25 protein-coding genes are annotated in these 24,030 nt (G+C 45.7%); 19 read left to right on the top strand and 6 right to left on the bottom strand.

Annotated elements, in window-relative coordinates; all coding sequences use genetic code 11:
- The first annotated feature begins 59 nt into the window (after positions 1-59).
- From E4K71_RS07460 to E4K71_RS07435, 6 genes are read left to right on the top strand one after another with little or no spacing between them, the layout of a single operon-like run.
- Complete coding sequence (locus tag E4K71_RS07460) at positions 60-827, top strand: alpha/beta fold hydrolase (RefSeq protein WP_135078226.1); 768 nt, start codon at positions 60-62, stop codon at positions 825-827.
- Entirely contained in the window at positions 824-1,996 is a 1,173-nt protein-coding gene (bioF, locus tag E4K71_RS07455; RefSeq protein WP_135078224.1) for an 8-amino-7-oxononanoate synthase, read from the top strand. The genes E4K71_RS07460 and bioF overlap by 4 nt, the downstream gene beginning before the upstream one ends.
- Positions 1,993-2,619, top strand: a complete 627-nt coding sequence (locus E4K71_RS07450; protein WP_135078222.1) for an alpha/beta hydrolase — start codon at positions 1,993-1,995, stop codon at positions 2,617-2,619. Before bioF ends, E4K71_RS07450 begins: the two co-directional genes overlap by 4 nt.
- On the top strand, positions 2,620-3,384 hold the full coding sequence (locus tag E4K71_RS07445; RefSeq protein WP_135078220.1) for a methyltransferase domain-containing protein: 765 nt from the start codon (positions 2,620-2,622) through the stop codon (positions 3,382-3,384).
- Positions 3,381-3,995 (top strand): dethiobiotin synthase, encoded by a 615-nt coding sequence (gene bioD / locus E4K71_RS07440; protein ID WP_135078218.1) that lies wholly within the window; start codon positions 3,381-3,383, stop codon positions 3,993-3,995. Before E4K71_RS07445 ends, bioD begins: the two co-directional genes overlap by 4 nt.
- Positions 3,996-4,030: 35 nt before the next feature.
- On the top strand, positions 4,031-4,663 hold the full coding sequence (locus tag E4K71_RS07435; protein WP_135078216.1) for a response regulator transcription factor: 633 nt from the start codon (positions 4,031-4,033) through the stop codon (positions 4,661-4,663).
- Here the strand turns inward: E4K71_RS07435 and E4K71_RS07430 are convergent.
- Positions 4,660-5,034, bottom strand: a complete 375-nt coding sequence (locus E4K71_RS07430) for a response regulator (RefSeq protein ID WP_135078214.1) — start codon at positions 5,032-5,034, stop codon at positions 4,660-4,662. The genes E4K71_RS07435 and E4K71_RS07430 overlap by 4 nt on opposite strands.
- A 15-nt stretch (positions 5,035-5,049) precedes the next feature.
- Complete coding sequence (locus E4K71_RS07425; protein ID WP_135078212.1) at positions 5,050-6,942, bottom strand: PAS domain-containing sensor histidine kinase; 1,893 nt, start codon at positions 6,940-6,942, stop codon at positions 5,050-5,052.
- Between the two features lie 220 nt (positions 6,943-7,162).
- Between E4K71_RS07425 and E4K71_RS07420 the strand changes: the two genes are divergently transcribed.
- The 13 genes from E4K71_RS07420 to E4K71_RS07360 all read left to right on the top strand — a co-directional run bounded on the left by E4K71_RS07420 (position 7,163) and on the right by E4K71_RS07360 (position 19,081).
- Positions 7,163-8,257: an ATP-binding protein gene (locus E4K71_RS07420; RefSeq protein ID WP_167730348.1), complete on the top strand. Its 1,095-nt coding sequence runs from the start codon at positions 7,163-7,165 to the stop codon at positions 8,255-8,257.
- Positions 8,258-8,403: 146 nt separating this feature from the next.
- Positions 8,404-9,459 (top strand): PstS family phosphate ABC transporter substrate-binding protein, encoded by a 1,056-nt coding sequence (locus tag E4K71_RS07415; RefSeq protein ID WP_135078208.1) that lies wholly within the window; start codon positions 8,404-8,406, stop codon positions 9,457-9,459.
- A gap of 84 nt (positions 9,460-9,543) precedes the next feature.
- Positions 9,544-10,926, top strand: coding sequence for a phosphate ABC transporter permease subunit PstC (gene pstC / locus E4K71_RS07410; protein ID WP_206201966.1), 1,383 nt, complete (start codon positions 9,544-9,546; stop codon positions 10,924-10,926).
- The gene (pstA, locus tag E4K71_RS07405; RefSeq protein ID WP_240796892.1) at positions 10,919-12,205 is read left to right on the top strand and encodes a phosphate ABC transporter permease PstA; all 1,287 of its coding nucleotides are present in this window, start codon (positions 10,919-10,921) and stop codon (positions 12,203-12,205) included. Before pstC ends, pstA begins: the two co-directional genes overlap by 8 nt.
- Positions 12,206-12,222: 17 nt before the next feature.
- Complete coding sequence (gene pstB, locus E4K71_RS07400) at positions 12,223-13,083, top strand: phosphate ABC transporter ATP-binding protein PstB (RefSeq protein WP_135078204.1); 861 nt, start codon at positions 12,223-12,225, stop codon at positions 13,081-13,083.
- Positions 13,084-13,091: 8 nt separating this feature from the next.
- Positions 13,092-13,802 carry a phosphate signaling complex protein PhoU gene (gene phoU / locus E4K71_RS07395; protein WP_135078202.1) on the top strand — a complete coding sequence of 237 codons (711 nt, stop codon included), beginning with the start codon at positions 13,092-13,094 and terminating at the stop codon, positions 13,800-13,802.
- A 6-nt stretch (positions 13,803-13,808) separates the two neighbouring features.
- Positions 13,809-14,498 carry a phosphate regulon transcriptional regulator PhoB gene (gene phoB / locus E4K71_RS07390; RefSeq protein WP_135078200.1) on the top strand — a complete coding sequence of 230 codons (690 nt, stop codon included), beginning with the start codon at positions 13,809-13,811 and terminating at the stop codon, positions 14,496-14,498.
- 45 nt (positions 14,499-14,543) lie between these two features.
- The gene (locus tag E4K71_RS07385) at positions 14,544-15,392 is read left to right on the top strand and encodes an EamA family transporter (RefSeq protein WP_135078198.1); all 849 of its coding nucleotides are present in this window, start codon (positions 14,544-14,546) and stop codon (positions 15,390-15,392) included.
- Between the two features lie 7 nt (positions 15,393-15,399).
- Complete coding sequence (locus E4K71_RS07380; RefSeq protein WP_135078196.1) at positions 15,400-16,206, top strand: sterol desaturase family protein; 807 nt, start codon at positions 15,400-15,402, stop codon at positions 16,204-16,206.
- On the top strand, positions 16,203-16,928 hold the full coding sequence (locus tag E4K71_RS07375) for an SAM-dependent chlorinase/fluorinase (RefSeq protein WP_135078194.1): 726 nt from the start codon (positions 16,203-16,205) through the stop codon (positions 16,926-16,928). The genes E4K71_RS07380 and E4K71_RS07375 overlap by 4 nt, the downstream gene beginning before the upstream one ends.
- A gap of 91 nt (positions 16,929-17,019) precedes the next feature.
- A complete protein-coding gene (locus E4K71_RS07370; RefSeq protein ID WP_135078192.1) occupies positions 17,020-17,841 on the top strand; it encodes an MBL fold metallo-hydrolase in 822 nt (273 codons plus the stop codon).
- Between the two features lie 365 nt (positions 17,842-18,206).
- Positions 18,207-18,659 (top strand): hypothetical protein, encoded by a 453-nt coding sequence (locus E4K71_RS07365; RefSeq protein ID WP_135078190.1) that lies wholly within the window; start codon positions 18,207-18,209, stop codon positions 18,657-18,659.
- A gap of 23 nt (positions 18,660-18,682) precedes the next feature.
- Positions 18,683-19,081, top strand: a complete 399-nt coding sequence (locus E4K71_RS07360; protein WP_135078188.1) for a hypothetical protein — start codon at positions 18,683-18,685, stop codon at positions 19,079-19,081.
- A 15-nt stretch (positions 19,082-19,096) separates the two neighbouring features.
- Here E4K71_RS07360 and E4K71_RS07355 read toward each other — a convergent pair whose 3' ends face one another.
- The 4 genes from E4K71_RS07355 to E4K71_RS07340 all read right to left on the bottom strand — a co-directional run bounded on the left by E4K71_RS07355 (position 19,097) and on the right by E4K71_RS07340 (position 23,862).
- Positions 19,097-19,855: a flagellar motor protein MotB gene (locus tag E4K71_RS07355; RefSeq protein WP_135078186.1), complete on the bottom strand. Its 759-nt coding sequence runs from the start codon at positions 19,853-19,855 to the stop codon at positions 19,097-19,099.
- Between the two features lie 20 nt (positions 19,856-19,875).
- Positions 19,876-20,676, bottom strand: coding sequence for a MotA/TolQ/ExbB proton channel family protein (locus E4K71_RS07350; protein ID WP_135078184.1), 801 nt, complete (start codon positions 20,674-20,676; stop codon positions 19,876-19,878).
- Positions 20,677-20,788: 112 nt separating this feature from the next.
- Positions 20,789-22,081 (bottom strand): HlyD family type I secretion periplasmic adaptor subunit, encoded by a 1,293-nt coding sequence (locus tag E4K71_RS07345; RefSeq protein WP_135078182.1) that lies wholly within the window; start codon positions 22,079-22,081, stop codon positions 20,789-20,791.
- Complete coding sequence (locus tag E4K71_RS07340; RefSeq protein ID WP_135078180.1) at positions 22,078-23,862, bottom strand: ATP-binding cassette domain-containing protein; 1,785 nt, start codon at positions 23,860-23,862, stop codon at positions 22,078-22,080. Before E4K71_RS07340 ends, E4K71_RS07345 begins: the two co-directional genes overlap by 4 nt.
- Between the last annotated feature and the right edge of the window lie 168 nt (positions 23,863-24,030).

Here is a 24,030-nt window from a genome sequence, read left to right as displayed (position 1 = left end):
ATGGTGGTCATCTGTTCTAATTAAGACAGACTCGCGTTTAAAACAAGGTAAATCCAACGATGGAACTTGCATATCAGGATATGGGGGAGGGAACTCCGGTTGTTATTTTGCACGGTTTGTTCGGGGCTGCAAAAAACTGGAATTCTATTGCCAAGCAAATGGCACGCAGCTATCGCATTTTAACCGTTGATTTGCGCAATCATGGTTCTTCCCCCTGGAGCGAAACCATGTCCTATGTGGAAATGGCGCAGGACCTTGTGGAATTTTTGGATCAGCGCGGATTGGAAAAAGCCCATATTGTTGGCCATTCCATGGGCGGTAAAGTCGCCATGACCTTGGCATTGAAGGCCCCAAAACGGGTAGAGCGTTTGGTTGTGGCTGACATTGCACCTGTAAAATATCCCCGCATGGTCTTTAAATCTTATGTGGACAAGTTGCAATCGGTTGACCTGTCAACGGTATCACGCCGTAGCGAAGTCGATCCCCTTATTGCGGATGTGATTGAAAATCCCGGTGTGCGTGCGTTTTTGTTGGGCAACCTTGAAAATACGCCTGAGGGCCTTCGCTGGATGGTGAATCTTGAAACACTGGGACGCGAAATGGAGACGATTGGCGGGGTGCCTGCTCTTCGTATGGATGCAAAGTATGAAGGTGAGACACTGTTTATTGCTGGTGCTCAATCTGATTATATCCAGTCAAGCCATCATCAATTGATCCGTCACCTTTTCCCCAAAGTTGCTTTCCATACCATTGAAGGGGCAGGTCATTGGGTTCATGCTGAAATGCCTCATGAGTTTATGGCTGTGTTAAACGAATTTTTGCCATGACATCTTATATCGACGATCTTTTTGGTGATTATGTTCATGACCTTGAAAAACAGGGGCTGCGCCGTCGCCTGCGTGTCATGGGAAAAAGCCACCTTGGGCGCACGGAAATTGATGGGCATGAGATTGTGAACTTTTCTTCCAATAACTACATGGGGCTGGCACAACACCCTTTGTTAGTTGAACGTGCGTGTCAGTGGACACAGGAATGGGGTGTTGGGGCAATGGCCTCACGCCTTGTATGTGGCACTATGGAATTGCATGAACGTGTGGAAAAACGGTTGACGGAGGCCAAAGGCGGGGAAGCAGCGCTTCTCTTCAATTCCGGTTTTCAGGCCAATTCTGCAATCTTGACGGCTTTACTTGATAAAGAGGTCTTGGGGGCTGAACCGCTTGTTTTTTGTGATCGCCTTAATCATGCCAGTATGCATCACGGACTTAAGGCCGCCGGGATACGTCAAATCCGTTATCGTCATAATGATTTGAATCATCTGGAAGACCTGTTGAAGAAAAATAAGGATTCAAATAGTGATCGCTTTATCCTGAGTGAAAGCGTTTTCAGTATGGATGGCGATCAAAGTGATGTGGATGCGCTGATTGAATTGGCCGAGCAATATAATGCTCAACTCTATCTGGATGAAGCTCATGCGACCGGTGTGTTGGGGCAAAAGGGATATGGTCTGTGTGCTGGTAAGAATGTGCCCTTTAAAATGGGAACATTTTCAAAAGCATTAGGCGGCTTCGGGGCTTACCTCGTGTGTTCTCAACAGGTGAAAGATTATCTGGTTAATCGTTGTAGTGGGCTGATTTATTCAACAGCCTTGCCACCAGCTGTGCTTGGGGCGATGGATGCGGCGTTGGAGCTTGTTGCGCAGTTGGATGAGGAAAGAGCGCAGCTACATGCCAATGCCCAGCGTGTACGTGATCATTTCACATCGTGTGGGTTTGATGTGGCAGAGTCTTCAACTCAAATCATTCCACTGGTTATTGGTGATGAGAAAAAAACATTGGAAATGGCAAAAGCTCTTGAGGCTGAAAATGTCCTTGGAATTGCCATTCGTCCACCAACGGTACCGCGTGGGACCAGTCGTATCCGCTTTGCCTTAAGTGCAGCCCATAGTCAGGGTGATATTGATCACCTTTGTGATGTTGTTGAAAGTTTCAAAAAATGACTAAACTTGTTTTTGTTCACGGATGGGGCTTTGACCCGTCATTTTGGGAAGGGGTAACAATGTTCCTTCCGACCTTTGACAAGGAGTTTGTCGACCTGGGCTTTAAGGGAGAAGAGAACCCCGTGATCGACCCGAATGCCGTTTATGTGACCCATTCCATGGGACTGCCCTGGGCGTTGGAGCATGTGCCTTCATGTAAGGGATTGATCGCAATTAACGGGTTTACAAAGTTTTGTGCTGATGAGAACTGGCCCGATGGTGTGGCACCTCGGATGTTACAGCGGATGATCAGCCAGTTTGATAAAATGCCAGAAAAGGTCTGGACGGATTTTATGAAAAATTGCGGTGATCTTTTTCCTGTTTATTCAGACGCATTTCATACACAAGAATTAAGCGAGGGGCTGAAATACCTTTCTCAATGTGACGTGCGTCAGGCATTTGAAAGTTTTGATGGAAAGTTTATGGCCATCGCTTCGGAAACGGATCGTATTATCCCTGAAAAATTAACTTCTACCTCTTTCGGTGAGGAGGTAATTTGGTATAAAGAGGGCAACCATTTATTGCCCTTGTTTGAATCTCAGGCCATCGCTGAAGATATCCTTGCATTTTTGAGACTTTTTTAAGTGAATAAAAAACACATCGCCGCCTCTTTTTCCAAAGCCTCTTCGACTTATGAACGCGAAGCCCCTGTACAGAAATGGACAGCTGGCTACGTGCGCGATTATGTTGAAACGCTTGATATTGCACATGATGCCAAATGTCTGGAAATTGGGTGCGGTACGGGCTTTTTAACTGAAAATATGCAGGACCTGTTGGGCCAGGCCGATTGGCTGGTGACGGATTTATCGGATGATATGTTGGCCCAATGCCAAAAACGCATCGGCAATAAAGTGCGTTTTCACAACATGGATGGTGAGTTTCCAGATCTAGATGAAAAGTTTGACTTGATTGTCAGTAGTCTCGCTTTCCAGTGGTTCACAGATCTTGAATTATCATGCAAACGGTTGATTTCACTACTTAAACCAAATGGGCGGCTTATTTTTACGACCTTAGGGTGTGAAACATTTCAGGAATGGCGTTACCATATGGGAATTATGCAGTTACCTGTGGGGCTGCATAATTATCCTGACTTGGCGGACTTGAAAACTTATGACTTTCCGGAATGCCGAATTCAGTTTAGTCATGAACTACGTGTTCAGAAATATGATAACGGTTTGAGTTTTTTGCGTGCTTTAAAAGCAATCGGTGCACAGGAACCTCGCCACGGCCATCAACCGTTATCAGCAGGACAAATGAGAAAAGCGTTAAGAGCGTTGGATCAACAGCAAGACTGTGTGATGACTTACGAAATAATCTTGGGTGATCTACAGTTGATAGGGACGAAATGACAACATATTTTGTCACAGGCACGGATACCGATGTCGGGAAAACAGTGATTTCAGCACTGCTAACCCAGCAACTTGGAGCTTTTTACTGGAAGCCTGTCCAATCTGGCACGATCGAAGCCGAAGATAGAAAGACAGTGCAACGTCTTGCAGATATTCCTGATGAAAAGATTTTGCCCTGTGCGTATGAACTTCGCGAACCGTTATCACCGCATGAAGCCGCAAGATTGGATAATGTTGAGATTGATATCGAGCGGATTATAAAGCCAAAGGTAACAGGCCATCTAGTTATCGAAGGGGCCGGTGGGGTTTTTGTTCCCCTGAACAATAACTATATGATGATTGATCTGATTAAACGAATGGAGTGTGAGGCCATTGTCGTTGCCAGAAGTGGTTTAGGGACGATTAATCATACTTTGCTCACATTGAACGCGCTTCGTTCAAATGACATTCCCGTGAAAGGTGTTATTTTGAATGGAGCATTAAACCAAAGAAATAAAATTGCCATTGAACAATTCGGCAATGTTGATATCTTAGGTGAAATTCCTTATGTCGAAAATATGGACTTCAGTACGATGTCCAAACCAGTTTTTGATTTAAGTACAAAAAAATGAGATACTTAGGTATCGGATAACAGAGGGATATAACCATGAAATTTCTGTTGGCAGACGACCACGGTCTTTTCAGAGAGGGCATCAAACTTATCTTCAATAAGCTACAACCTGATATTGAAGTTGTAGAAGCTGAGACTTTGCCAGAAACAGAAACACTGCTTAATAACGGCAGTACATATGATTTGATCTTGCTTGACCTGAAAATGCCGGGTGTATCCGGTTTGGACAGCGTAGAAAAAATCGTTGAGCTTGCCAAAGAGCAGCCTGTTGTCGTGATGTCCGGTGCTTATCGTCGTGCAGATGTATTGTCCTGTATTGATAAAGGGGCCGCTGGTTTCATTCCAAAAACGCTGGGCGGGCAGGCCATGATTAATGCGATCAATCTGGTTTTGCATGGCGAAAAATTCATCCCGTCTGTGATTTGTTCGACGGAAGAAGAAGCTGTTGAAGAAGAAACCGACAGCAAGGTTTTTGAAGAACTGACATCACGAGAGCGTGAAGTTTTGAAATACCTTGTGGAAGGGCATTCCAATAAGGTTATTGCCAGTATTCTTGAATTACAGGAAGTAACGGTACGTGCCCATTTGAAAGGTGTGTTCCGTAAACTGGGCGTTTCCAGCCGCACGCAGGCTGTTGGCTTGGCATTGCGAAGTGGCTTTAGCGGTTAACGCGTTCCCATTTCAATTGCGTCAAGCAGTTGCTGTTTGTTGACGGGTTTCTTTAAAGCAAGGAATGCCCCGGCTTCAAGGGCTGCAAATGACAGGTTTTTAGACCCAACACGAACACCCCCGGTCAATGTGACTATGGGGGTGTTGTTGTTTCTAGTGCGTAATTCCTTAATCAGTTCCACCCCGTCCATTTCCGGCATCACAAGATCAGTAAAGATCAGATCGAAAGAGGATGTTTTGCATATCTCCAGTGCCTCTTTTGCAGAAGAAGCAGTCGTTGTTTGGCACTGATTTCTATCGAGAACCATCGCAACAGATTCTCGTACCATGTCATCATCATCAACAATTAAAATTTTTCGCAGGTCAGTCACGGCGATATCCTGTTGTTAGAGTAAAGGAAGATAAACACTGATTTTTGCGCCACCTTCGGGAGGGGAGCTGGCTTCGACAGTCCCACCATGGATTTCGACAAGCTGTTGGACAACAGACAGTCCAAGACCTGAGCCATCGGTTTGTGTTTTTGTTGTAAAAAATGGATCGAAGATTTCTTTGATGATATTGGCTGGGATGCCTGGTCCGGTATCACTGACATTCAGTCTGAGATAATCACCTTCTGGCAATTCAAAACGGCTGATCAGGTAGGAGTTTTCATCAATATGAATTTTATCCAAGTCAAATGTAATGGTGCCACTGTTTTCACCGATTGCTTGTGCCGCATTGGTCCCGATATTCATAATGATTTGATGCACCTGATCCGGGTCGGCAAAACAGGTGAGTGATTCGACATTCCGGTTTTCAATAATCGTAATTGTTTGCGGAATGGAAGAACGCAATAAGGCCATGGTTTCATCAAATTCATCGACAAAATCAATTTCGGTCGGTTCACTTTCTTCCGGGCGTGTATATGTCAGAATACGTCGAACAAGTCGTCGGGCGCGCTGTGCGGCCTGATTGATGTTTGATAAATTCTTTTCATAAAATGCATCTTCGGCTTCTTCCATGAGCATTTCGCTGACCAGCAAAATAGGGGAGAGCAAATTGTTGAAATCATGGGCAAGGCTACCGGCAAGCTGGCCCAGCAGTTCTTGCTTCTGGGCGCGAAAAAGCTGCTTTTGAAGCTCAAGGCGGTCTTCTTCACCTGATCGTACAGCGGTAAGGTCGTAGGCTGTGACAATAAATTGAACTTGTCCCTGTTCTTGATAACGTGCCACGTTAAACCCTGTTGGCAGGAGTTTGCCCTCAATGGTTTTCAGGTTGCCTTCCATATGAATGGAGGGGCGGGTGCCTGAGGCTTGCAGCAGGTCAATGGGGCTGACTTCCATATCGAAATCCGTAATTTCAAGGAAGTTGCTTTCTAACAGGGCTGAGCGTTTGATGCCGGTGCTTTCACATAGCTTTGGATTGGCCGCCAAGATTTTACCATGTTCATCCAGCAACAAAATACCTTCCATCGCCTCGTCCACAAGGCTGCGATATCTTTGTTCACTGCGCTGTGCTTTTTGCTGGGCGGTGATGTCATGCAGGATCACCACCAACATCTGTTGAGAGGAAATATCCACACTGCGCCCAGAAATTTCTACGGAAGTGAGGCGCCCGCTTTTCCCCACAATTGTACTTTGCGCGGTCTCATTTTGGCCCCATAGAAAAGCCTGATAATGCCCCATCATAGTATCGAGGTCTTCTTCAAGGTGAATGTCATCAACACTCAGGTTCGGCAGGTCACTTTCACTGACTTCCAGTAACTCGGCTGCTTTTTTATTTCCTTCAATGATATTGCCTTCATGGGAAAGCAGGATGATGGCATCCCCGGCACCGGACATAACACCGCGATATTTTGCCAGTGTTTCCAAAAGGGAGGCTCTTTCGCTGAAATCTTCGCTGATATCCTGAATATAGCCGATCAGTTTTGACGTTTCCGCAACCTGTTTCACCATTAAAAGAATGGGGATTTCCTTGCCGTTTCTGGCAAGCGCGTGGGTATGCAGGCGAAAACGTCCGCCTTCTTGGGCCACACGTTCAAAAAGCGTTTGTACCTTGAGTTGGTCGCTGGGATGAATAAAACCAATCAGGCTTTGTAACGAAGGGAGAGGGGGATGCCCTTTAATCTGTAAAATTTGATTTACATGATCTGACCACCAGAAATCACCGGTTTCAATATTCCATTCCAGTCCGCCAATGCCAGCGCATTCTTCGATCTGATTACGAAGTTCAATTTCACGTGAGACCATGCTCGTATCGTATGTTTTATCTTCTGGGGTGTGCGTATCAGTTGTTTTCATAACATTGAATTGTAAAAGGTGAATAAAGCAAAGAATGAACGCTCGGTGGTCATTTTGTCACAGTGTAACTTATAGAAAGATAACGATAAAGGAACAGTTTGATGATTTTATCGTAGGGATGGATTCTCTGTACCTCTCTAACAGCGTCATAAAAATGTAATATTTTTGACATATATTCCCGTCCAACTTCCCTTGAAAACTATTGCCTGAAGAGGTTGTTGTGCTTTTTCGTAAAAAGAAGCCTGTGATTGACCGGAAAACACCCCAAGAAGGTGACGCGTCAAAAATTGATGAAACGAATGCTATTTTGGCATCCTTGGCTGACCCAATCCTTGTTTTAGATAGTGAACGGGTTGTTAAATATGCCAATCAGGCGGCAATGGACTTGTTTGGCCGCGTGTTGGTCGGGCGCAATATTGTTCAGTGCATCCGCCAGCCCCATGTTGTCGATGCGGTCGAGCAGGTGTTTCAAACACAGGAAACATGGGTCGGTGATGCTTCTTTCCCAGCCCCGGTTGAACGTCATTTGACGTTACATGTCGCCTTGATTGCAGAAGGTGAGGGGGTGTCGATTACGGTGCGTGATACAACTTTGGAAAAACGCACCGAAGAAATGCATTCTGATTTTGTTGCCAATGTCAGCCATGAATTGCGATCTCCACTTTCTGCCTTGGTCGGGTTTATTGAAACATTGCAAGGGGCTGCGCAAAATGACCCGGATGCACGTGAACGTTTTTTGGGGATTATGATTCAGGAAGCCAATCGAATGGCGCGGCTGATTGATGATTTGCTTTCATTGTCTCGGGTGCAAATTCAGGAACATGTGGTGCCGGATGACAGTGTTGATGTTGGTCTGGTTCTCCAAAATGTGACAGATATTCTGGCTCTTAAGGCCAATGATCGTCAGATGGAGTTGATTCTGAACTATGAGGCTAAAGATTGTATGGTGGCAGGCGATTCTGATCAGATGACACAGGTCTTTCAGAACTTGCTTGATAATGCCATTAAATATGGCAAGCCTGCGACACCCGTAGAAATCACGACCCGTTATGTAGATCGCTTACCTCATCAAAATGTCCCCGGTGTGCTGGTCGAAATTCGTGATCATGGGGACGGGATTGATGAAGAACATTTACCCCGACTAACGGAACGCTTTTATCGTGTGGACAAGGCGCGATCCAGAACTTTGGGTGGCACAGGGTTGGGGCTCGCCATCGTAAAACATATTATTGCGCGCCATCGTGGACGGTTGAATATTGAGAGTAAAACCGGGGAAGGCTCTACCTTTTCGGTCTTGTTACCCATCAAATTGTAACATTTTGGGCGCGCTGTCATGAAACTGTAACATGCGTGTCATAAAATCGAAGCCATGGAAACATAGGGTGTCGCCACATTCGTTGTGCCGCTGATCATGTTTTTAAAAAGCGGTATCGCTAAATTATTCTGTTGGAGAATTTCCTTATGACCCTGAAGAAGACTTTTGCTGTTGCAGCTCTCGCTTCTGTTGTTGCCGCTGGCGCTGCTGAAGCACGCGATCAAATCCGTATCGTTGGTTCTTCTACTGTTTACCCGTTTGCAACGTCTGTTGCTGAAACTTTCGGTAAATCAACAAGCTTTAAAACACCCGTGATCGAATCTACGGGTTCCGGCGGTGGCTTCAAGCTGTTTTGTGCGGGGATTGGCGAGCAGCACCCTGATATCACAAACGCCTCTCGCGCTGTAAAGCCTTCTGAGATTGAGCGTTGTGCAAAAAATGGTGTCGAGAAAATCACTGAAGTGAAAGTTGGTTATGACGGTATTGTCTTGGCAAATTCCAAAAAAGGTCAACAGCTGCAAATTACACGTAAGCAAATCTTTCTGGCATTGGCTAAAGATGTTCCAAATGCAGAAGGCAAGCTGATCCCAAATCCGTATAAAAACTGGTCTGATATTGACGCTTCCCTGCCGAACTTCAAAATCGAAGTGCTCGGCCCACCGCCGACCTCTGGCACACGTGATGCGTTTGCTGAGCTGGCCCTTGAAGGTGGGTGTAAGAAATTCCCGACAATCAAAGCTCTGAAAAAGGGTGATGAGAAACTGGGGATCAAAAAAGACAAAAAGAAATATAAAGCCATTTGTCACTCTGTTCGTGAAGACGGCGCATACATTGACGCTGGCGAAAACGATAACCTGATCATTCAAAAACTGAATGCTAACCCGAATGCTTTTGGCGTATTTGGTTTCTCTTTCCTTGACCAAAACTCCGACTCTGTTCAAGGCTCAGTAATCGACGGTAAATTACCTGAGTTCGAACTGATTGCTGACGGTTCTTACCCGGTTTCTCGTCCGTTATTCTTCTACGTTAAGGATGCGCACATTGGTTCTGTACCGGGTATCCTTGAGTATCTGGCAGAGTTCACGGCTGACAAAGCCTGGGGTGACGAAGGTTACTTGACTGATAAAGGTTTGATCCCGATGCCAGTTGAAGAACGTGCTAAGTACAAAGCAAACGTTAAAGCACTCGGTGCTGGTAGCTAAAACCACACTTGAGGAAGCGGCGGTTTTAACAACCGCCGCTTTTTCGTGCTTGTTTTTATAATTACAGATTGTGAACGCAGCATTATGCAAGCAACGATTTTTACAGTAACGGTCCTGATCCTAGCCTTGATTGGCTATTATATGGGACGCTCCCGTGCCGTCTCTTCAGTCGGAGGGAATATTCGGGAACTCCATTCACTGCCCAGACATTACGGCTATTACGTTGGGATGTGGTGTGGCCTTCCTGCTTTATTAATTTGTGTTGTCTGGTTCATTTTTGAACCTGAAATTATTAATTCCATGGTGTTGGGGAGTGTATCTTCTGTAACTGCGGAAACATCAAGCGCAATGCTCGCTCGTATTTTGAGTGATGTTAAATTCATTGCAGCAAATGGAACGGATGTATCGCGTGCGACACCTGAATTAATCGTTGCTGCCCAACGTTATATTGAATTGAAACAGTTTGGTACAACAGCTTTGGCTGTTTCTATTCTGTCTTTTGCGATTATTGGCTTGGTGATTGGCACTCGTACGATTGGTCAAAAGCTGCAAGCACGTGACCAGGTTGAAAAAGTCATCCGTTACGTTTTGCTGGCAAGTTCAATCGTCGCAATTTTGACGACAATTGGGATTGTTTCTTCCCTGCTTTTCGAAGCTATTCGCTTTTTTGGCAAAATTCCATTTACTGACTTTTTATTTGGTACGGAATGGAGCCCGCAAATTGCCATGCGTAAAGATCAGGTCGCCAGTGAAGGTTCCTTTGGTGCAGTTCCCATTTTTGCGGGCACCATGTTGATCTCTTTCATTGCCATGTGTGTTGCGGTTCCCGTTGGGCTGTTGTCTGCAATTTACATGTCCGAATATGCTACGCCAAAGGTACGTGGCTTTGGTAAGCCTGTCCTTGAAATCCTTGCCGGTATCCCAACTGTTGTGTACGGCTTTTTTGCTGCGTTGGTCGTTGCACCGACAGTTCGCAATATTGGTGAAGGCTGGGGGCTGGAAGTTGCCTCAGAAAGTGCCCTTGCGGCTGGTCTTGTCATGGGGGTCATGATTATTCCTTTTGTCTCTTCCCTGTCTGATGATGTGATCCGCGCCGTTCCACAATCGCTGCGTGATGGGTCTTATGCTTTGGGCGGGACAAAATCTGAGACGGTGATTAATGTTGTTCTTCCTGCTGCATTGCCGGGGATTGTTGGTGGTGTCATGCTTGCGATTTCACGGGCCATTGGTGAAACCATGATCGTGGTGATGGCGGCTGGCCTGTCTGCAAACCTGACAGCAAATCCATTAAATGCGGTCACAACAGCAACAGTCCAGATGGTGACTTTGCTGGTTGGTGACCAGGAATTTGACAGCCCCAAGACGCTGGCAGCCTTTGCCCTTGGTTTGGTCTTGTTCTGTGTCACACTTTGTTTGAATGTCATCGCCCTTCGCGTTGTTGCAAAATACCGAGAGAAATATGACTGAGTTAAAAGAATCCATGCAAAAAGCCCAGGCGCGTTTGAAAAAACGCCATGCGGCAGAAACGCGCTTCAAGATGCTTGGTGCGGGGGCACTGATCTTCGCTTTCCTTTGTGTTTTGATGCTCTTTTCCAGCATTATTTCAAATGGGTACACGGGTTTTCAACAAACCTATGTAAAGCTTGAATTCTATCTGGATGAAGACGTTATTGACCCGGAAGGTGCGCGTGAGCTTAAGACACTTCAGTTTGCAAACTACGCAGGTGTCGTAAAGCAATCCTTACGCACCAAGTTTGCAGATGTGAAGGGACGTCGTGACAAGCGCAAATTATATGGTCTGATTAGCTCAAGCGCAGGTTATGCATTGCGTGATCTGGTGGTTGCGGACCCAAGCTTAATTGGGACCAAGCAAACCGTTTGGGTGATGGCATCTGATGAAGTCGACATGCTGGTGAAAAATGTCTTTGACCGAAACGAAGATGAAAGCACGCGCCCCATTACAGATAAAGAAATTGCCTGGGTTGAAGTTCTTGAAAAAGAAGGCCGTGTTGAAAAACGTTTTAACACCAACTTTTTCTCTGCAGGTGATTCTCGTGAGCCGGAACAAGCCGGTATCAAAGGGGCCTTGGTTGGGTCTGCTTTGACCATGTTGGTGACATTGGGCTTGTCTTTCCCTCTTGGGGTGATGGCAGCGATCTATCTGGAAGAATTTGCACCGAAAAACAAATTCACAGATTTGGTTGAGGTGAATATTAACAACCTGGCTGCGGTTCCTTCCATTGTGTTTGGTCTGCTGGGGTTGGCAATTTTCCTTAATGTATTTGGGATGCCCCGTTCAGCCCCGGTTGCTGGGGGGATGGTGTTGGCGCTTATGACATTACCGACGATCATTATTGCCGCACGTGCGGCACTTAAATCTATCCCGCCTTCTATTATGGAAGCGGCCATTGGTGTGGGGGCTTCGAAAATGCAGGCTGTCTTCCATCATCAGTTGCCTTTGGCATTGCCGGGAATTTTGACTGGGACTATCATTGGTATGGCGCAAGCCCTTGGTGAGACTGCACCGTTGCTGATGATTGGTATGGTTGCCTTTATTGCAGACGTACCGGGTACACCATTTGATCCAGCCACAGTACTGCCTGTACAGGTATATTTGTGGGCGGATAGCCCGGAACGTGCCTTTGTTGAAAAAACATCCGCTGCCATCATGGTATTGTTGGCATTCCTGATCACCATGAATGCGCTAGCCGTTCTCTTGCGTAAGAAGCTGGAACGACGTTGGTAATAATGGAAATGAAAGCTATGAAACCAATGACAAAAGAAAATGCAGTTGATATTGAAAACCAAGTCAATGTCAGCAATGGGACAACATCTAACGGTGTTAACTCAGTTACTTTTTCACAAGATGAAGTGAAAATTTCAGCTCGTGATGTGCGTGTGAAATACGGTGAAAAAGAAGCCCTGTTTGGGATCAATCTTGATATGCCCAAAGGCAAGGTGACGTCTTTTATTGGCCCGTCTGGTTGTGGCAAATCGACTTTCCTGCGCTGTATTAACCGTATGAACGATACAATCGACACCTGTTCTGTCACAGGTGAGATTATGATCGACGATATGAACATTCTGTCCAAAGAAGTCGATACGGTTTTGCTGCGTGCAAAGGTGGGCATGGTTTTCCAAAAGCCGAACCCGTTCCCGAAATCTATTTATGACAATGTGGCCTATGGCCCGCGTTTGCATGGAATTGGCAACAGCAAAGCTGAGATGGATGAAATCGTTGAAACAAGTCTTGAAAAGGTTGGTTTGCTCAAAGAGGTCAAAGACCGCCTTTTAGAACCGGGAACAGGGCTGTCCGGTGGCCAGCAACAGCGTCTGTGTATTGCCCGTGCCATTGCTGTTGATCCTGAAATTCTGTTGATGGATGAACCGTGCTCTGCACTTGACCCTATCGCAACAGCAAAAATCGAAGAATTGATTGATGAGCTGCGTGGCTCTTACACAATCGTCATCGTAACGCACTCCATGCAACAAGCTGCACGTGTTTCCCAACAAACAGCCTTCTTCCACCTTGGTAATCTGGTTGAATATGGCGAAACAGAACAAATTTTCACTTCACCAGTCGATGAGCGTACCAAAGGCTACATCACAGGCCGTTTCGGGTAATTTGATCCATGAATACTACAGACCATACAGTTAAGTCTTATGATACTGAGCTAACTCAGCTTGATAACGCCATTGCCCGTATGGGTGGCCTTGCTGAATCTCAGCTGGGCCGTGCCTGTGAGGCACTTGTTAAACGCGATACAGCAGTTGCAGCTGATGTTATCCACGATGATTTGAAGGTTGATGAGCTGGAAATGGAAATTAATACGGAAGTAACCCGTATTCTCGCCTTGCGCCAGCCTGTTGCCGATGATCTGCGTGCCGTGATTGCAGCGTTGAAAACATCTTCTGATCTTGAACGGATTGGGGATCTTTCAAAAAATATCGCAAAACGCACGATCACCTTATCCAGTGCTGCACCAATCGGTGCTGTTCATACCATTGCGCGGATGTCTTCGTTGGTGCAATCCATGGTACATAATGTGTTGGATGCGTATCTGGAACGGGATGAGCGTAAAGCTCTTGATATTCGTCAGCAAGACGAGGTTGTTGACCAGCTCCATACCAGCCTGTTTCGGGAGCTTCTGACCTATATGATGGAAGACCCGCGCAATATCACGCCTTGTACGCATTTGTTGTTCATTGCAAAAAATGTGGAACGCGCAGGCGATCATGCAACCAACATCGCTGAAAATGTCCACTTCCTTGTTACCGGGAAACATCTGGAAGATGAACGCCCAAAAGATGATGAAGCAAGTTTTACAGGTTTGGAAGAGTAAACGAAAATGGACCCATTGGTTTTGATCGTTGAAGACGAACCACCTCTGGCTGAATTGGTTCGTTATAATATTGAGAAAGAGGGCTTTCGTGCTCTTTGTGTTGGTGATGGTGAAGAGGCCATGTTGCTGGTTGAAGAAGAGGAACCTGATCTTCTTATTCTTGACTGGATGTTGCCGGGCTTAAGCGGGATTGAGGTTTGTCGTCGTCTTCGTGAACGTAAAAGCACAAAATCCTTACCGATTATTATGCTGACAGCTCGTGGTGAAGAAAATGACCGCATTCGTGGACTGGATAGTGGTGCGGACGATTATATCGTCAAGCCATTTTCTCCCAATGAACTGGTCGCACGTGCAAAGGCTGTGTTGCGTCGTTCTAGCCCGACTTTGGCTGAAGATAAGCTCTCTTATGAAGATATTTCTATGGATTTATCTGAACATAAGGTTTTGCGTGAAAGCACACCCATTCACCTTGGTCCAACGGAATATCGTTTATTACGTGTTCTGATGGAACGTCCTGGTCGTGTGTTCTCACGTGAACAACTGTTGGATAAAGTTTGGGGGCGCGATATTCATGTGGAGGTCCGCACTGTGGATGTGCACATCCGCCGTCTTCGCAAAGCCTTAAGTGTTGATGACAAACCGGATTTCATCCGCACCGTACGGGCAGCGGGTTATTCGTTAGACTCAACCGTCTGACATATGCCATAGTCTGCGAAAGACAGCAGGCAAGGCAGTAAACTTATGAACCTCCGTGATACAGTCCAAGCATTATGCGTGGTTATTATCTGGGGGTTTAATTTTGCCGCTATTAAAGTTTCTGTGGCTTCGGTTCCGCCATTGACCCTGACGGTGGTTCGCTTTTTGATTACAGCGGCGATCCTTCTTCCTTTTTTCCGGCTGTCCTATGCGCAGCTCAAACAGATTATCCCCATTGCCCTTGTGTTAGGGGTGGGGCATTTCGGTTTGTTTTTTGTTGGCTTTCAGGGGGCCGATGCGGCAACGGTTGCTTTGTTGCTACAGCTTGGGGTGCCGTTTAGTTCAATTCTAGCCGCCATTTTCTTTGCAGATAAACTGGGGCTGAAACGTGGGGCGGGGATGTCTATGGCCTTTATCGGGGCGGCATTTCTGGCGGGTGAACCACAGGGGGGCACACTTGTTTCCATTGTTTCCGTGATCTTATGTGCCTTTTGCTGGGCATGGGCAAACATTATGATCAAGAAACTGGAAGATGTCCCCCCTTTGGCTATTATGGGATGGATGAGCCTATTTGCAGTTCCTGTGTTAGCTGTCATGTCCTATTTCTGGGAAAGTGACCAATTACGTGCTGTGCAAGAAGCTGAAGCCCATGTCTGGCTGCTGCTCTGCTATACGATTTTAGGCTCTTCCGTTATTGCTTATCATTTATGGTACAAATTGATTGGTCGTCTTGATGTAAACCAAGTGGTTCCTTTCACCTTATTAGCCCCAATGATCGGAGTGGGGGCTGGGGTCTTTTTATTGGGGGAAGCCTTCACTATTTATAAGATGATTGGTGGCCTCCTAACGATGACAGGGGTTGCCATCATTCAGTTTAGGCAAATGAGGAAATAAGCCAGTCATGAGTGAATTCATTACAAGTAATGAAGGTTTTATTCGACTTGGCGTGTTTTTCTCTGTTTTCTGTCTGGTTGCTTTTTGTGAAGGACTCTTCCCCAAGCGTGCGCGTTTATTCCCCAGAGGACAGAGGTGGGGGGCAAATATTGGAGTTTTGCTCATTGGTGGGCTATGTGTGCGGGTCTTTATGCCCTGGGTGCCTGTGAGTGTGGCTTATTATGTGAGTGTTGAAAACGCAGCCTTGATGAATATTTCTGCCTCAACAGAATTGGTCAATACGCTGTTAGGGGTCGTGATCCTTGATCTGGCGATCTATATGCAGCATCGGGCCATGCATAAAATCCCTATACTATGGCGTTTACATCGCATGCATCATTGTGATTTGGAATGTGATGTTACAACGGGGATACGTTTCCACCCCTTAGAGATTATCATTTCAATTTTTTATAAAATTGTCGTTATCTTTATCTTTGGCATTGATGTACTGGCAGTGATTATTTTTGAAATTCTGCTGAATGCCATGGCCATGTTTAATCATGCAAATTTGAAGTTACCTTTTGGGGTGGACCGAATGGTGCGCCTTTTTATCGTTACACCAGACATGCACCGTGTCCATCATTCTGTATTAAGTCAGGAAACCAATAGTAATTACGGCTTTTTTTTGAGCTGTTGGGATCGCGCTTTTCAAAGCTATACCAGCCAGCCGATGATGGGGCATGATAAAATGACCATTGGTTTGGCCGATTTTAAAGGTAAGTCCTGTTTGAAATTATGGTCGATGTTGAAAATACCGTTTAAGGGAAAGGCATGATTGTCACATTTACAGATTTTGGCGTGACAGGCCCTTATTTGGGCCAGATGAAAGCACGGATTCTGGAATATAATCCAGCCAGCTCTATCATTGACCTGATGGTGGATGTGCCTGCCTTTAATATTGAGGCGGCTTCCTTGTTGTTAGATGGACTGATCTGTGAAATGCCCCAAGGCTGCGTGTATCTTTGTGTGGTTGATCCCGGTGTGGGGGGAAGCCGAAAACCGATATGCCTCAAATGCGATGAATGCTGGTTTGTTGGTCCCGATAATGGGATTTTTACCTCTATACTGGCACGGTATGCAGATGTAGAGGCTTATGAGATTTTATGGCGACCGGATGCGTTGTCTCATTCATTTCATGGTCGGGACCTGTTTGCCCCGGTTGCTGCAATGCTATCAAAAGGGCAAGACTTCCCACGACAACAGCTTGAAATAAGTGAACTTAAGAAAAATATAATTAAAGATAAAATTGTAAATATTATTTATATAGATGTTTATGGTAATTGTTGGACCAGTCTCAGAGAAGGGGACTTTCCAAAAGAGCGGGTATTGAGGGTTCAGGGACACCGCATCGCATATGCCGATGTCTTTTGTCAGACACAGCCCGGAGAAGCTTTTTGGTATTATAACTCGTCTGGATTTGTTGAAATTGCAGTTAATCAGGGAAATGCGGCACGGCATTTTGGTTTAGAGATTGGAAACTTGATGGATGTAACATGATCGGAGAATAATCATTTACTTTCCTGTCTAATTTGCAAGAATAGATCATATAATTAAAAATTGCCGAGGCTGCTTAAGCCGGAGTTGTAAAATGTCGTTTGCTGTAAAATTTTGGGGAGTACGGGGCTCAATTGCCTGTCCCTCGCCACAACATATCGAATATGGCGGCAATACAAGCTGTATTGAAATTAAAGCTGATGACCATCGCCTCATTTTAGATGCCGGAACGGGCATACGCTGTTTGGGCCAGGATCTTTTGAAGGCTGGGCACAAAAATTCCCACCTTTTATTAACCCACACCCATTGGGATCATATCAACGGCTTTCCTTTCTTTACCCCGGCTTATATTCCGGGCAATAGTTTCCATGTGATGGCAGGGCATTTAATGGATGTTGGGGGGATCCGTCAGGTTCTTGCCAGTCAAATGGCAAATCCAACTTTTCCCGTCCCCTTAGAAGTCATGCAAGCCAGCCTTACCTTTGAAGATTTTCGTGGCGGGGAAGACTTTTCATTTAATAATGGTATCCGTGTATTCACAAAACCTCTGAATCACCCTAATGGGGCCACGGGCTATCGTATTGAATATAATGGCAAAGCGATCTGTTATGTTACTGATACCGAACATGTTATTGGAGCACCAGACCAGAATGTCTTGGCCCTGATTGAAGGCGCTGACCTTGTTATATATGACACGACTTATAGTGATGAGACATTCAAGGAAAAGATCGGGTGGGGCCATTCTACGTGGCAAGAAGGTATCCGTGTATGTCAGCAGGCCAATGTGAAACGCCTAGCCCTGTTTCATCATGACCCTGAACATACAGATGACATGATGACAGAGATTGAAAAACTTGCAGTAGAGAAGTGGGATAAGGTCTTTGCCGCAAAAGAACTCATGACGATTGAAGTTTGAAACATCTTGATTACAAATAATATAATTTTGTAGTTGCCAACAAGCAGGCCATTTTGTCCAAAAGGTTGCGAATCGAATACGTATAATTCCGATCCCTAAAACGATAAAGATAAAATTTTATCAAAAAATATAGATAAAATCCCTGTGAATCTATTCCATGGTATAGCTATATAGCTATATTTAACTAACCTAAAGTATATGCTATTTGGAGAAAAAGGGTTAGAGGGCATTACGTAGTTTTTAGAGCGGTTCTTACTTTGATATTATCCCTGTAACAAAAAAGTAAATGAAGCCGCGCGAAACTATGCGTAACGAGGGGTTGTGATATTTTTTATTTAGGTAAGAAGGCCTAATGGTGGAAAAAAATGGCAAATAGAGCACAATGCAAAGCAGTCGCGAACGACTATGTTACAGCATTCAATGAATACGATATAGAATATATCGAAAGTCTATTTGAAGATGAGGTTGTTGTTTCGCGTCAGGATGAGCCGCAAGTCAATGTCGGTGTGAATGCTGTTGCAAAACGCGTCAAAAAATACTGGGTTACATCTATTGAAAACGATGTACCGATTACAGCAGTGTGTGGTTTGATTGATTTCAAAGATACGCGTGCCATGCCGTGTGTGGCAATTTTGGCTGAAAATACCCCTCTTTCTGTTGTCGTGTGTGAGGCCGAAAAAGGTAAAAAGGCACATCTTCATACGGAATTGACCGATACAAGTGTGGTTTCAAGTGTGCGCTTTTGCTGTGCTCATAAACAGATGCGCTATGAAGATGATAAAACATGCCCACAAACATGTGAGAAACTACTCTGCTGATCAGGTGGACAGGGGAGTAGACGATGTTGTCAGAACAGGGAAGTTCGCAAGACTGCGGATATTTTCATAACTTTTATCACAGCTTTAGTGATCTGCATGAACTCTATACAGATTACTTCATTGCCCAAACGTATGGGGACAATGAAGTTGTTCAACTGTTAGAGTTACAAAAACTTGCAGAAAAAGCCTATGAGCACTGTAAAAACAAGGCAGAGGTCACGCGTCAGTTTGATGGATTTGCGTCGCTTTGTAAAAACTTGTCCAGCCTTCAAGTGACGATCCTTGAACAGTTGAAAAACTTTGATCAGGTGATCGGTGTACACAATAAAAAACGGGCAGAGGAATATCTGAAACATGTGGTTCAGGACATCCTTATACCCGATGAAGAAAATTGTATCGACTGCAAATACTGCGGTCTGTAATCACCATTTATGATCTTATTGTTGAGCTTGCGGTGCTGCCCCTTGTGGCTGTACTGTACCCTCTACGTCACGTGCAATTGACGTTAGGGGAACATATTTGGGTGGTGAATATTCAAATGGCTTTTGGTGAATACGCATAACGACACGGCGGTTTTGCGCTTTGTTTTCAGGCAATGGTGTGCCGTCTTCTGCACGATTTGGGGCCTTGGGTCGGGTTTCGGCATAGGAAAGAACGCGCATGCGTTTGACCTGTGTGCCGTTTTCATTCATAGCGCGTAATACAGAAGCTGCACGTGCAGCCCCCAATTCCCAGTTTGAGGCAAATTGAACCGTACTGATCGGATCATCATCGGTGTGGCCTTCAATATCAAGATTAAACATGACATATTGCGGGGCGTTGACCAGTTCAGATACGGCGGCAATAACAGGGTAGGCAGCCTCTACAATTTGTGCGGTACCGGGTAGGAAGAAGGTTGAACTATCAAATTCCAGAACAATGCCACTGTCATCCACGCCCAGCTTAAGGGCTTTACCATCGGTATATTCCTGAACGATTTCAGCAGCATCAGCCTTCATATCCTTAATAGGGGCTTTGCGTTCTTTTTTATTAACCTGCTGGTTAATCCCTTCTGCGACTTCTTCATAAAGGGCCAAATCGACTTTGGAAACTGCGACAAGAAGGACAAAAAAGGCCATCAAAAGGGTAATGGCATCGGCATAGGTCGCAAGCCAGGATTCATCAGCTGGTTCGTCTTCTGGTGGGGGAGGTGGCATTTGATTACCTCACTTACTCATCACTTGTTTTTCATCATCTTATCAAGGTTGTAATGAATAGCTGGGTCAAGGAAGCTGTTCATACGGTCTTGAATATAACGCGGGCTTTTACGGTCTGCGAGCAGGCACAAGCCTTCGGCAACAAGATAGTTGCGAAAACGCACAATTTCTTCACGCTGTTGAATTTTATTGGCTGCGGGCAAGAAAATCATACGGGCAAACAAGACACCATACAGCGTTGTCAAAAGGGCAACGGCAAGGCCCGCACCAAGTTCCTTAGGATCACCGCCCATGCCATCAAGCATGATGATCAGACCAATCAATGTCCCGATCATCCCGAATGCAGGGCAGGTTGCTGCGATATCTTTCAGGATTTTTGCCTGAATGGTATTGCGCACAAATGTTGTCTCAATGGTGTTGTGCAAGATTTCACGCACTTCCTGACCTGTATAGCCGGAAATTACCATATCCATGCCAAAACCGATAAAACGATCTGCTCGTGCAGCCTTTTTTGATTCAGCTTCCAAGGCCGGGATACCATTTTTTTGGACGGTATAGCCCCATTTGATAATACGGCCAACTTCAGCAGTCAGGATATTACGGGCAACTTTGGGGGCGAAGACCAGGCGACCGATCAGCTTAAGAGCAAGCAGAACGTACCGTGGTTCGTATGAAACAAATGTTGCCGCAAATGTCCCGCCAATAACCATGATGAAACTTGGTGCATCCAAGAACATCAAGAAGTTATCCGTACTTAACAGGATGGCCCCTACAAACAGGCCAATACCGCCTAAAATCCCGATTATCGTTGCAAACGACATATCTAACGCCTCTGCCTTATTACTCTATATGGCTCATGTTTGCTTTAATATAAAGCTATTAGAACACATTATGCACCTAAATTCCTAACAGAGTCATAATGGTTTTCCTAAATTATCTTTCTCGAAAGGCTTCATGTTTCATTTTAAGAACCGGCTTGACCAGATATTCCATCACTGATTTTTCTCCGGTATGGATATCAACAGTGGCTTCCATACCTGGTGTGATTGCATATAGCCCTTCAGTTTCGCCCAGATAGGTTTTTTCAGTTTGAACAATGACTCTGAAATAGGTTTCTCCTTCGGGTGAGGTGGTTGAATCCGGTGCCACATGGATCACTTTACCGTCAAGCCCGCCATAGCGCACAAAGTCATATGTGTTGATCTTGACGGTGGCATCCTGATTTTCTTCAACATAGCCCCGATCAATGGGGTTTAAGCGGGCTTCGATGACGAGGTTCTCCCCGATGGGTACAATTTCCATAATCGGCTCTCCCGCACTGACCACGTTGCCGACTGTATTGTAGGTCATGTTTTTCACCACACCGTCAATCGGGCTTTTAATCAGGGCGCGTATGCCTTGGTCTGTTGCCTTGGAAAGAAGTTCATAGGTTTGGGCGATAGATTGTTCCACCGTACCAAGTTCTTCAATCGCTTCACGTTGGAAGGCGGTGATTTCTTCATCAATGGTGCTTTTGGTTTCCTGCATTGCCGCTTTGGCTTTGGGGACAGATTTGGTCAGGGTGACCATTTCACCTTCCAGTTTCTGGACTTCTGATTCCAGTTTTAAATGCCCCATTTTTGATGTGAGTTTGTCTTTCAGCAAATCACGCGACATGGCAAAGCGTTTTTTACTTAAACGCAAGTCATTCTTCGTGTTTTTAAGCTTTGTTTCCAGTTCTTCCACGGCCAGCTCTTTCTGGCGTAGCTTGTCATTAAGGACATTCAGGCGGTTTTTCAAATCCCGTTTGCGTACTTCAAAAGACTGCTGTGCAGCGGCGGCCATACCGGGGCGGGCCTCTACAACTTCTTGTGGGAACTCAAGTTCTTTGCTGTAACCTTCGGCAACAAGACGGGCGCGATTAAGAAGAAGGCCGTCAAGGCGCACTTCCAATTCTTCCTTGTTGACCCCCCCTGTACCAAGATCAAGTTGCGCCAGTTTGCTGTCTTTTCTGACCACATCGCCTTCTTTGACGAAAATTTCCGTGATAATTCCGCCTTCCAAATGCTGGATGACCTTGACTTTGCCTTGGGGAACCACTTCTCCCATCGCGACGGAAACTTCTTCAAGCATGGTGAAGACGCTCCAGATCAGAAATGTCAGCAGAGCCACCATGATCCCGTAGGCAACGGGTTTGAAGCTTTGGAGCGGGTTTTCTTTTAACAGAACATCAAGGCGGGTACTCATTGGGCTTCTTCCTTCACTTCAAGAGGAAGTGTGGGGGAGGGGGCTTGTGCTTTTGGTGTTTCTTTTTGTTGGGCCTTTTTATTGGCTTGGGCGTTTTGTGCCAGTTTTGGCAAAACATCTTTTGTTGGGCCAGCCAAGGCAATCTGCCCTTTATCCATCACAATCATATTGGCACAGGCTGCCAGCAGGATAGGGCTGTGTGTCACCAAAATAATGGTGTGGTCTTGTGACAGCTTTGCCAGAAGGTCTCGTAATTCTTCTTCGGCTTGCCGGTCCAGACTGCCGGAAGGTTCATCCAATAATAAAACAGGTGGGTTGCCCAAAAGGGCACGTGAAATCGTCAAGCGTTGTTTTTGTCCACCGGAAAGGCGACGACCTGCTTCACCGATATCGCTGCCATATCCATCAGGCAGGTCAATGATTGTGTCATGCACGCCTGTGGCTTTGCAGGCGTCGATAATTTCATCATCACTGGCTTCTGGACGGGCAAAGGCAAGGTTTTCGCGTACTGTTCCGTGCAAAAGGGCACATTCTTGGGGCACATAGCCGACCCAGCCTGCCAATTCATGGCGGGTGAATTGCTTAATATCAGCCTTATCCAGCAAAACGCGCCCGCTTTGTGGGGTGTAAAGTCCCTGAATAATTTTAACCAGTGTGGTTTTACCACTGCCGTTTCGCCCCACAAGGGCGGTTAGGGCCCCCGGCTTTAGACTAAAGCTGACTCCATTGACAACAGGTTCGCTGTCTTCCCCATACGCAAAGGTGACTTTATCCAGACTAATCAGCCCTTGCGGGCGCCCCATGGATACGGAGCTTTCCTGTTTTTCGATCGGAAGGTCAAAAAGCTGGCCCAAACGTTCAACAGATTGTCGAAATCCGCCAAAGGCACGCCAGGAACCCACCAGTTGGTTCATAGGGCCAAGCAAACGCCCGGAAAGCATATTGGTTGCAATCAAGGCCCCCATGGTGAGTTCTTGATTGATAATGGCAATCGCCCCAACGGTTGTTAGGGAAATGGTCGTCAGTAAGGTCAAAGTCATGCCGAGGTTGGTATAGGCATCGGCTTTGCCCCCCCGGATAATAGAATTTTCAATATTATCGGCGTGGCGGTCTTCCCATGTGGACTCCAGCGTTTTATCCATTGCCAGAGCTTTGATGGTTGTTCGACCGGCAATGACGCCGGCCACCAGATCATCTCGGCTAAGGGCTGTTTTCTTTTCTTCCTGACTGGCGGCATTAATAACTTTACCAGAACGCCATGCCACAAATAGAAACATGGGGAGAATAATCAGGAACACCCAGGCAATCGGCAGGGCGAGAACAAGGATAAGACCAAGAAAAAGGAAAACAAAGGGCAGGTCCACCAGTAAGATTGCCGTGCCACCACTTAGGGTATTGCGCACTGTATCGACATCGCGAAACATGGTCTGCCAAAAAGCAGCAGGCTTGCTTTCCAGTGTTTGTAAAGGAACGGAGGTAAACTGGCGAAACAGTTTTCGCCCCACTTCGACATCAATTTTCAACGCCACACGTTGCATGATTTTGGAACGGGTCTGGCGTAAAGTATAATCGAAAACCAGAACGAGAATGACACCGATGACAAGCCCTTGTAGGGTTTCAATTCCGGCATTGAACACCACCCGGTCATAGACTTGTAAAACGAACACCGGGACGACCAAGGCCAGCATATTTACAAAGAAGGACATGACCATGACTTCTCTGAATGTTTTGGTCAAAGGCTTTAGGAGAGGTTTAAGCCAATCAAAGCTGGTGGGTAACATTTACGATTCCACGTTTTGTTTTCGTTATACGATATTAAAAGTAACGCAGAATTAAATAAAAAACGACGTATATGTTTGTTTTTTGTAGGAAAAATTGATTTCATCACCATGTTTTCTTGACCTGTAGCATCTTAGCTGGTGTCATAGAATGTCGTTTCACCATGGATA

Source organism: Terasakiella sp. SH-1, assembly GCF_004564135.1.
Lineage (GTDB): Bacteria > Pseudomonadota > Alphaproteobacteria > Rhodospirillales > Terasakiellaceae > Terasakiella.
Note: the sequence above shows the minus strand (reverse complement) of the source record. Positions and strands in the feature narration are given on the sequence as shown.

Coding starts and splice junctions, on each gene's coding strand:
- E4K71_RS07460 (WP_135078226.1), top strand. CDS start 60: ATGGAACTTGCATATCAGGATATGGGGGAGGGAACTCCGGTTGTTATT.
- bioF (WP_135078224.1), top strand. CDS start 824: ATGACATCTTATATCGACGATCTTTTTGGTGATTATGTTCATGACCTT.
- E4K71_RS07450 (WP_135078222.1), top strand. CDS start 1,993: ATGACTAAACTTGTTTTTGTTCACGGATGGGGCTTTGACCCGTCATTT.
- bioD (WP_135078218.1), top strand. CDS start 3,381: ATGACAACATATTTTGTCACAGGCACGGATACCGATGTCGGGAAAACA.
- E4K71_RS07435 (WP_135078216.1), top strand. CDS start 4,031: ATGAAATTTCTGTTGGCAGACGACCACGGTCTTTTCAGAGAGGGCATC.
- E4K71_RS07425 (WP_135078212.1), bottom strand. CDS start 6,942: ATGAAAACAACTGATACGCACACCCCAGAAGATAAAACATACGATACG.
- E4K71_RS07415 (WP_135078208.1), top strand. CDS start 8,404: ATGACCCTGAAGAAGACTTTTGCTGTTGCAGCTCTCGCTTCTGTTGTT.
- pstC (WP_206201966.1), top strand. CDS start 9,544: ATGCAAGCAACGATTTTTACAGTAACGGTCCTGATCCTAGCCTTGATT.
- pstA (WP_240796892.1), top strand. CDS start 10,919: ATGACTGAGTTAAAAGAATCCATGCAAAAAGCCCAGGCGCGTTTGAAA.
- pstB (WP_135078204.1), top strand. CDS start 12,223: ATGAAACCAATGACAAAAGAAAATGCAGTTGATATTGAAAACCAAGTC.
- phoU (WP_135078202.1), top strand. CDS start 13,092: ATGAATACTACAGACCATACAGTTAAGTCTTATGATACTGAGCTAACT.
- phoB (WP_135078200.1), top strand. CDS start 13,809: ATGGACCCATTGGTTTTGATCGTTGAAGACGAACCACCTCTGGCTGAA.
- E4K71_RS07385 (WP_135078198.1), top strand. CDS start 14,544: ATGAACCTCCGTGATACAGTCCAAGCATTATGCGTGGTTATTATCTGG.
- E4K71_RS07380 (WP_135078196.1), top strand. CDS start 15,400: ATGAGTGAATTCATTACAAGTAATGAAGGTTTTATTCGACTTGGCGTG.
- E4K71_RS07375 (WP_135078194.1), top strand. CDS start 16,203: ATGATTGTCACATTTACAGATTTTGGCGTGACAGGCCCTTATTTGGGC.
- E4K71_RS07370 (WP_135078192.1), top strand. CDS start 17,020: ATGTCGTTTGCTGTAAAATTTTGGGGAGTACGGGGCTCAATTGCCTGT.
- E4K71_RS07365 (WP_135078190.1), top strand. CDS start 18,207: ATGGCAAATAGAGCACAATGCAAAGCAGTCGCGAACGACTATGTTACA.
- E4K71_RS07360 (WP_135078188.1), top strand. CDS start 18,683: ATGTTGTCAGAACAGGGAAGTTCGCAAGACTGCGGATATTTTCATAAC.
- E4K71_RS07355 (WP_135078186.1), bottom strand. CDS start 19,855: ATGCCACCTCCCCCACCAGAAGACGAACCAGCTGATGAATCCTGGCTT.
- E4K71_RS07350 (WP_135078184.1), bottom strand. CDS start 20,676: ATGTCGTTTGCAACGATAATCGGGATTTTAGGCGGTATTGGCCTGTTT.
- E4K71_RS07345 (WP_135078182.1), bottom strand. CDS start 22,081: ATGAGTACCCGCCTTGATGTTCTGTTAAAAGAAAACCCGCTCCAAAGC.
- E4K71_RS07340 (WP_135078180.1), bottom strand. CDS start 23,862: ATGTTACCCACCAGCTTTGATTGGCTTAAACCTCTCCTAAAGCCTTTG.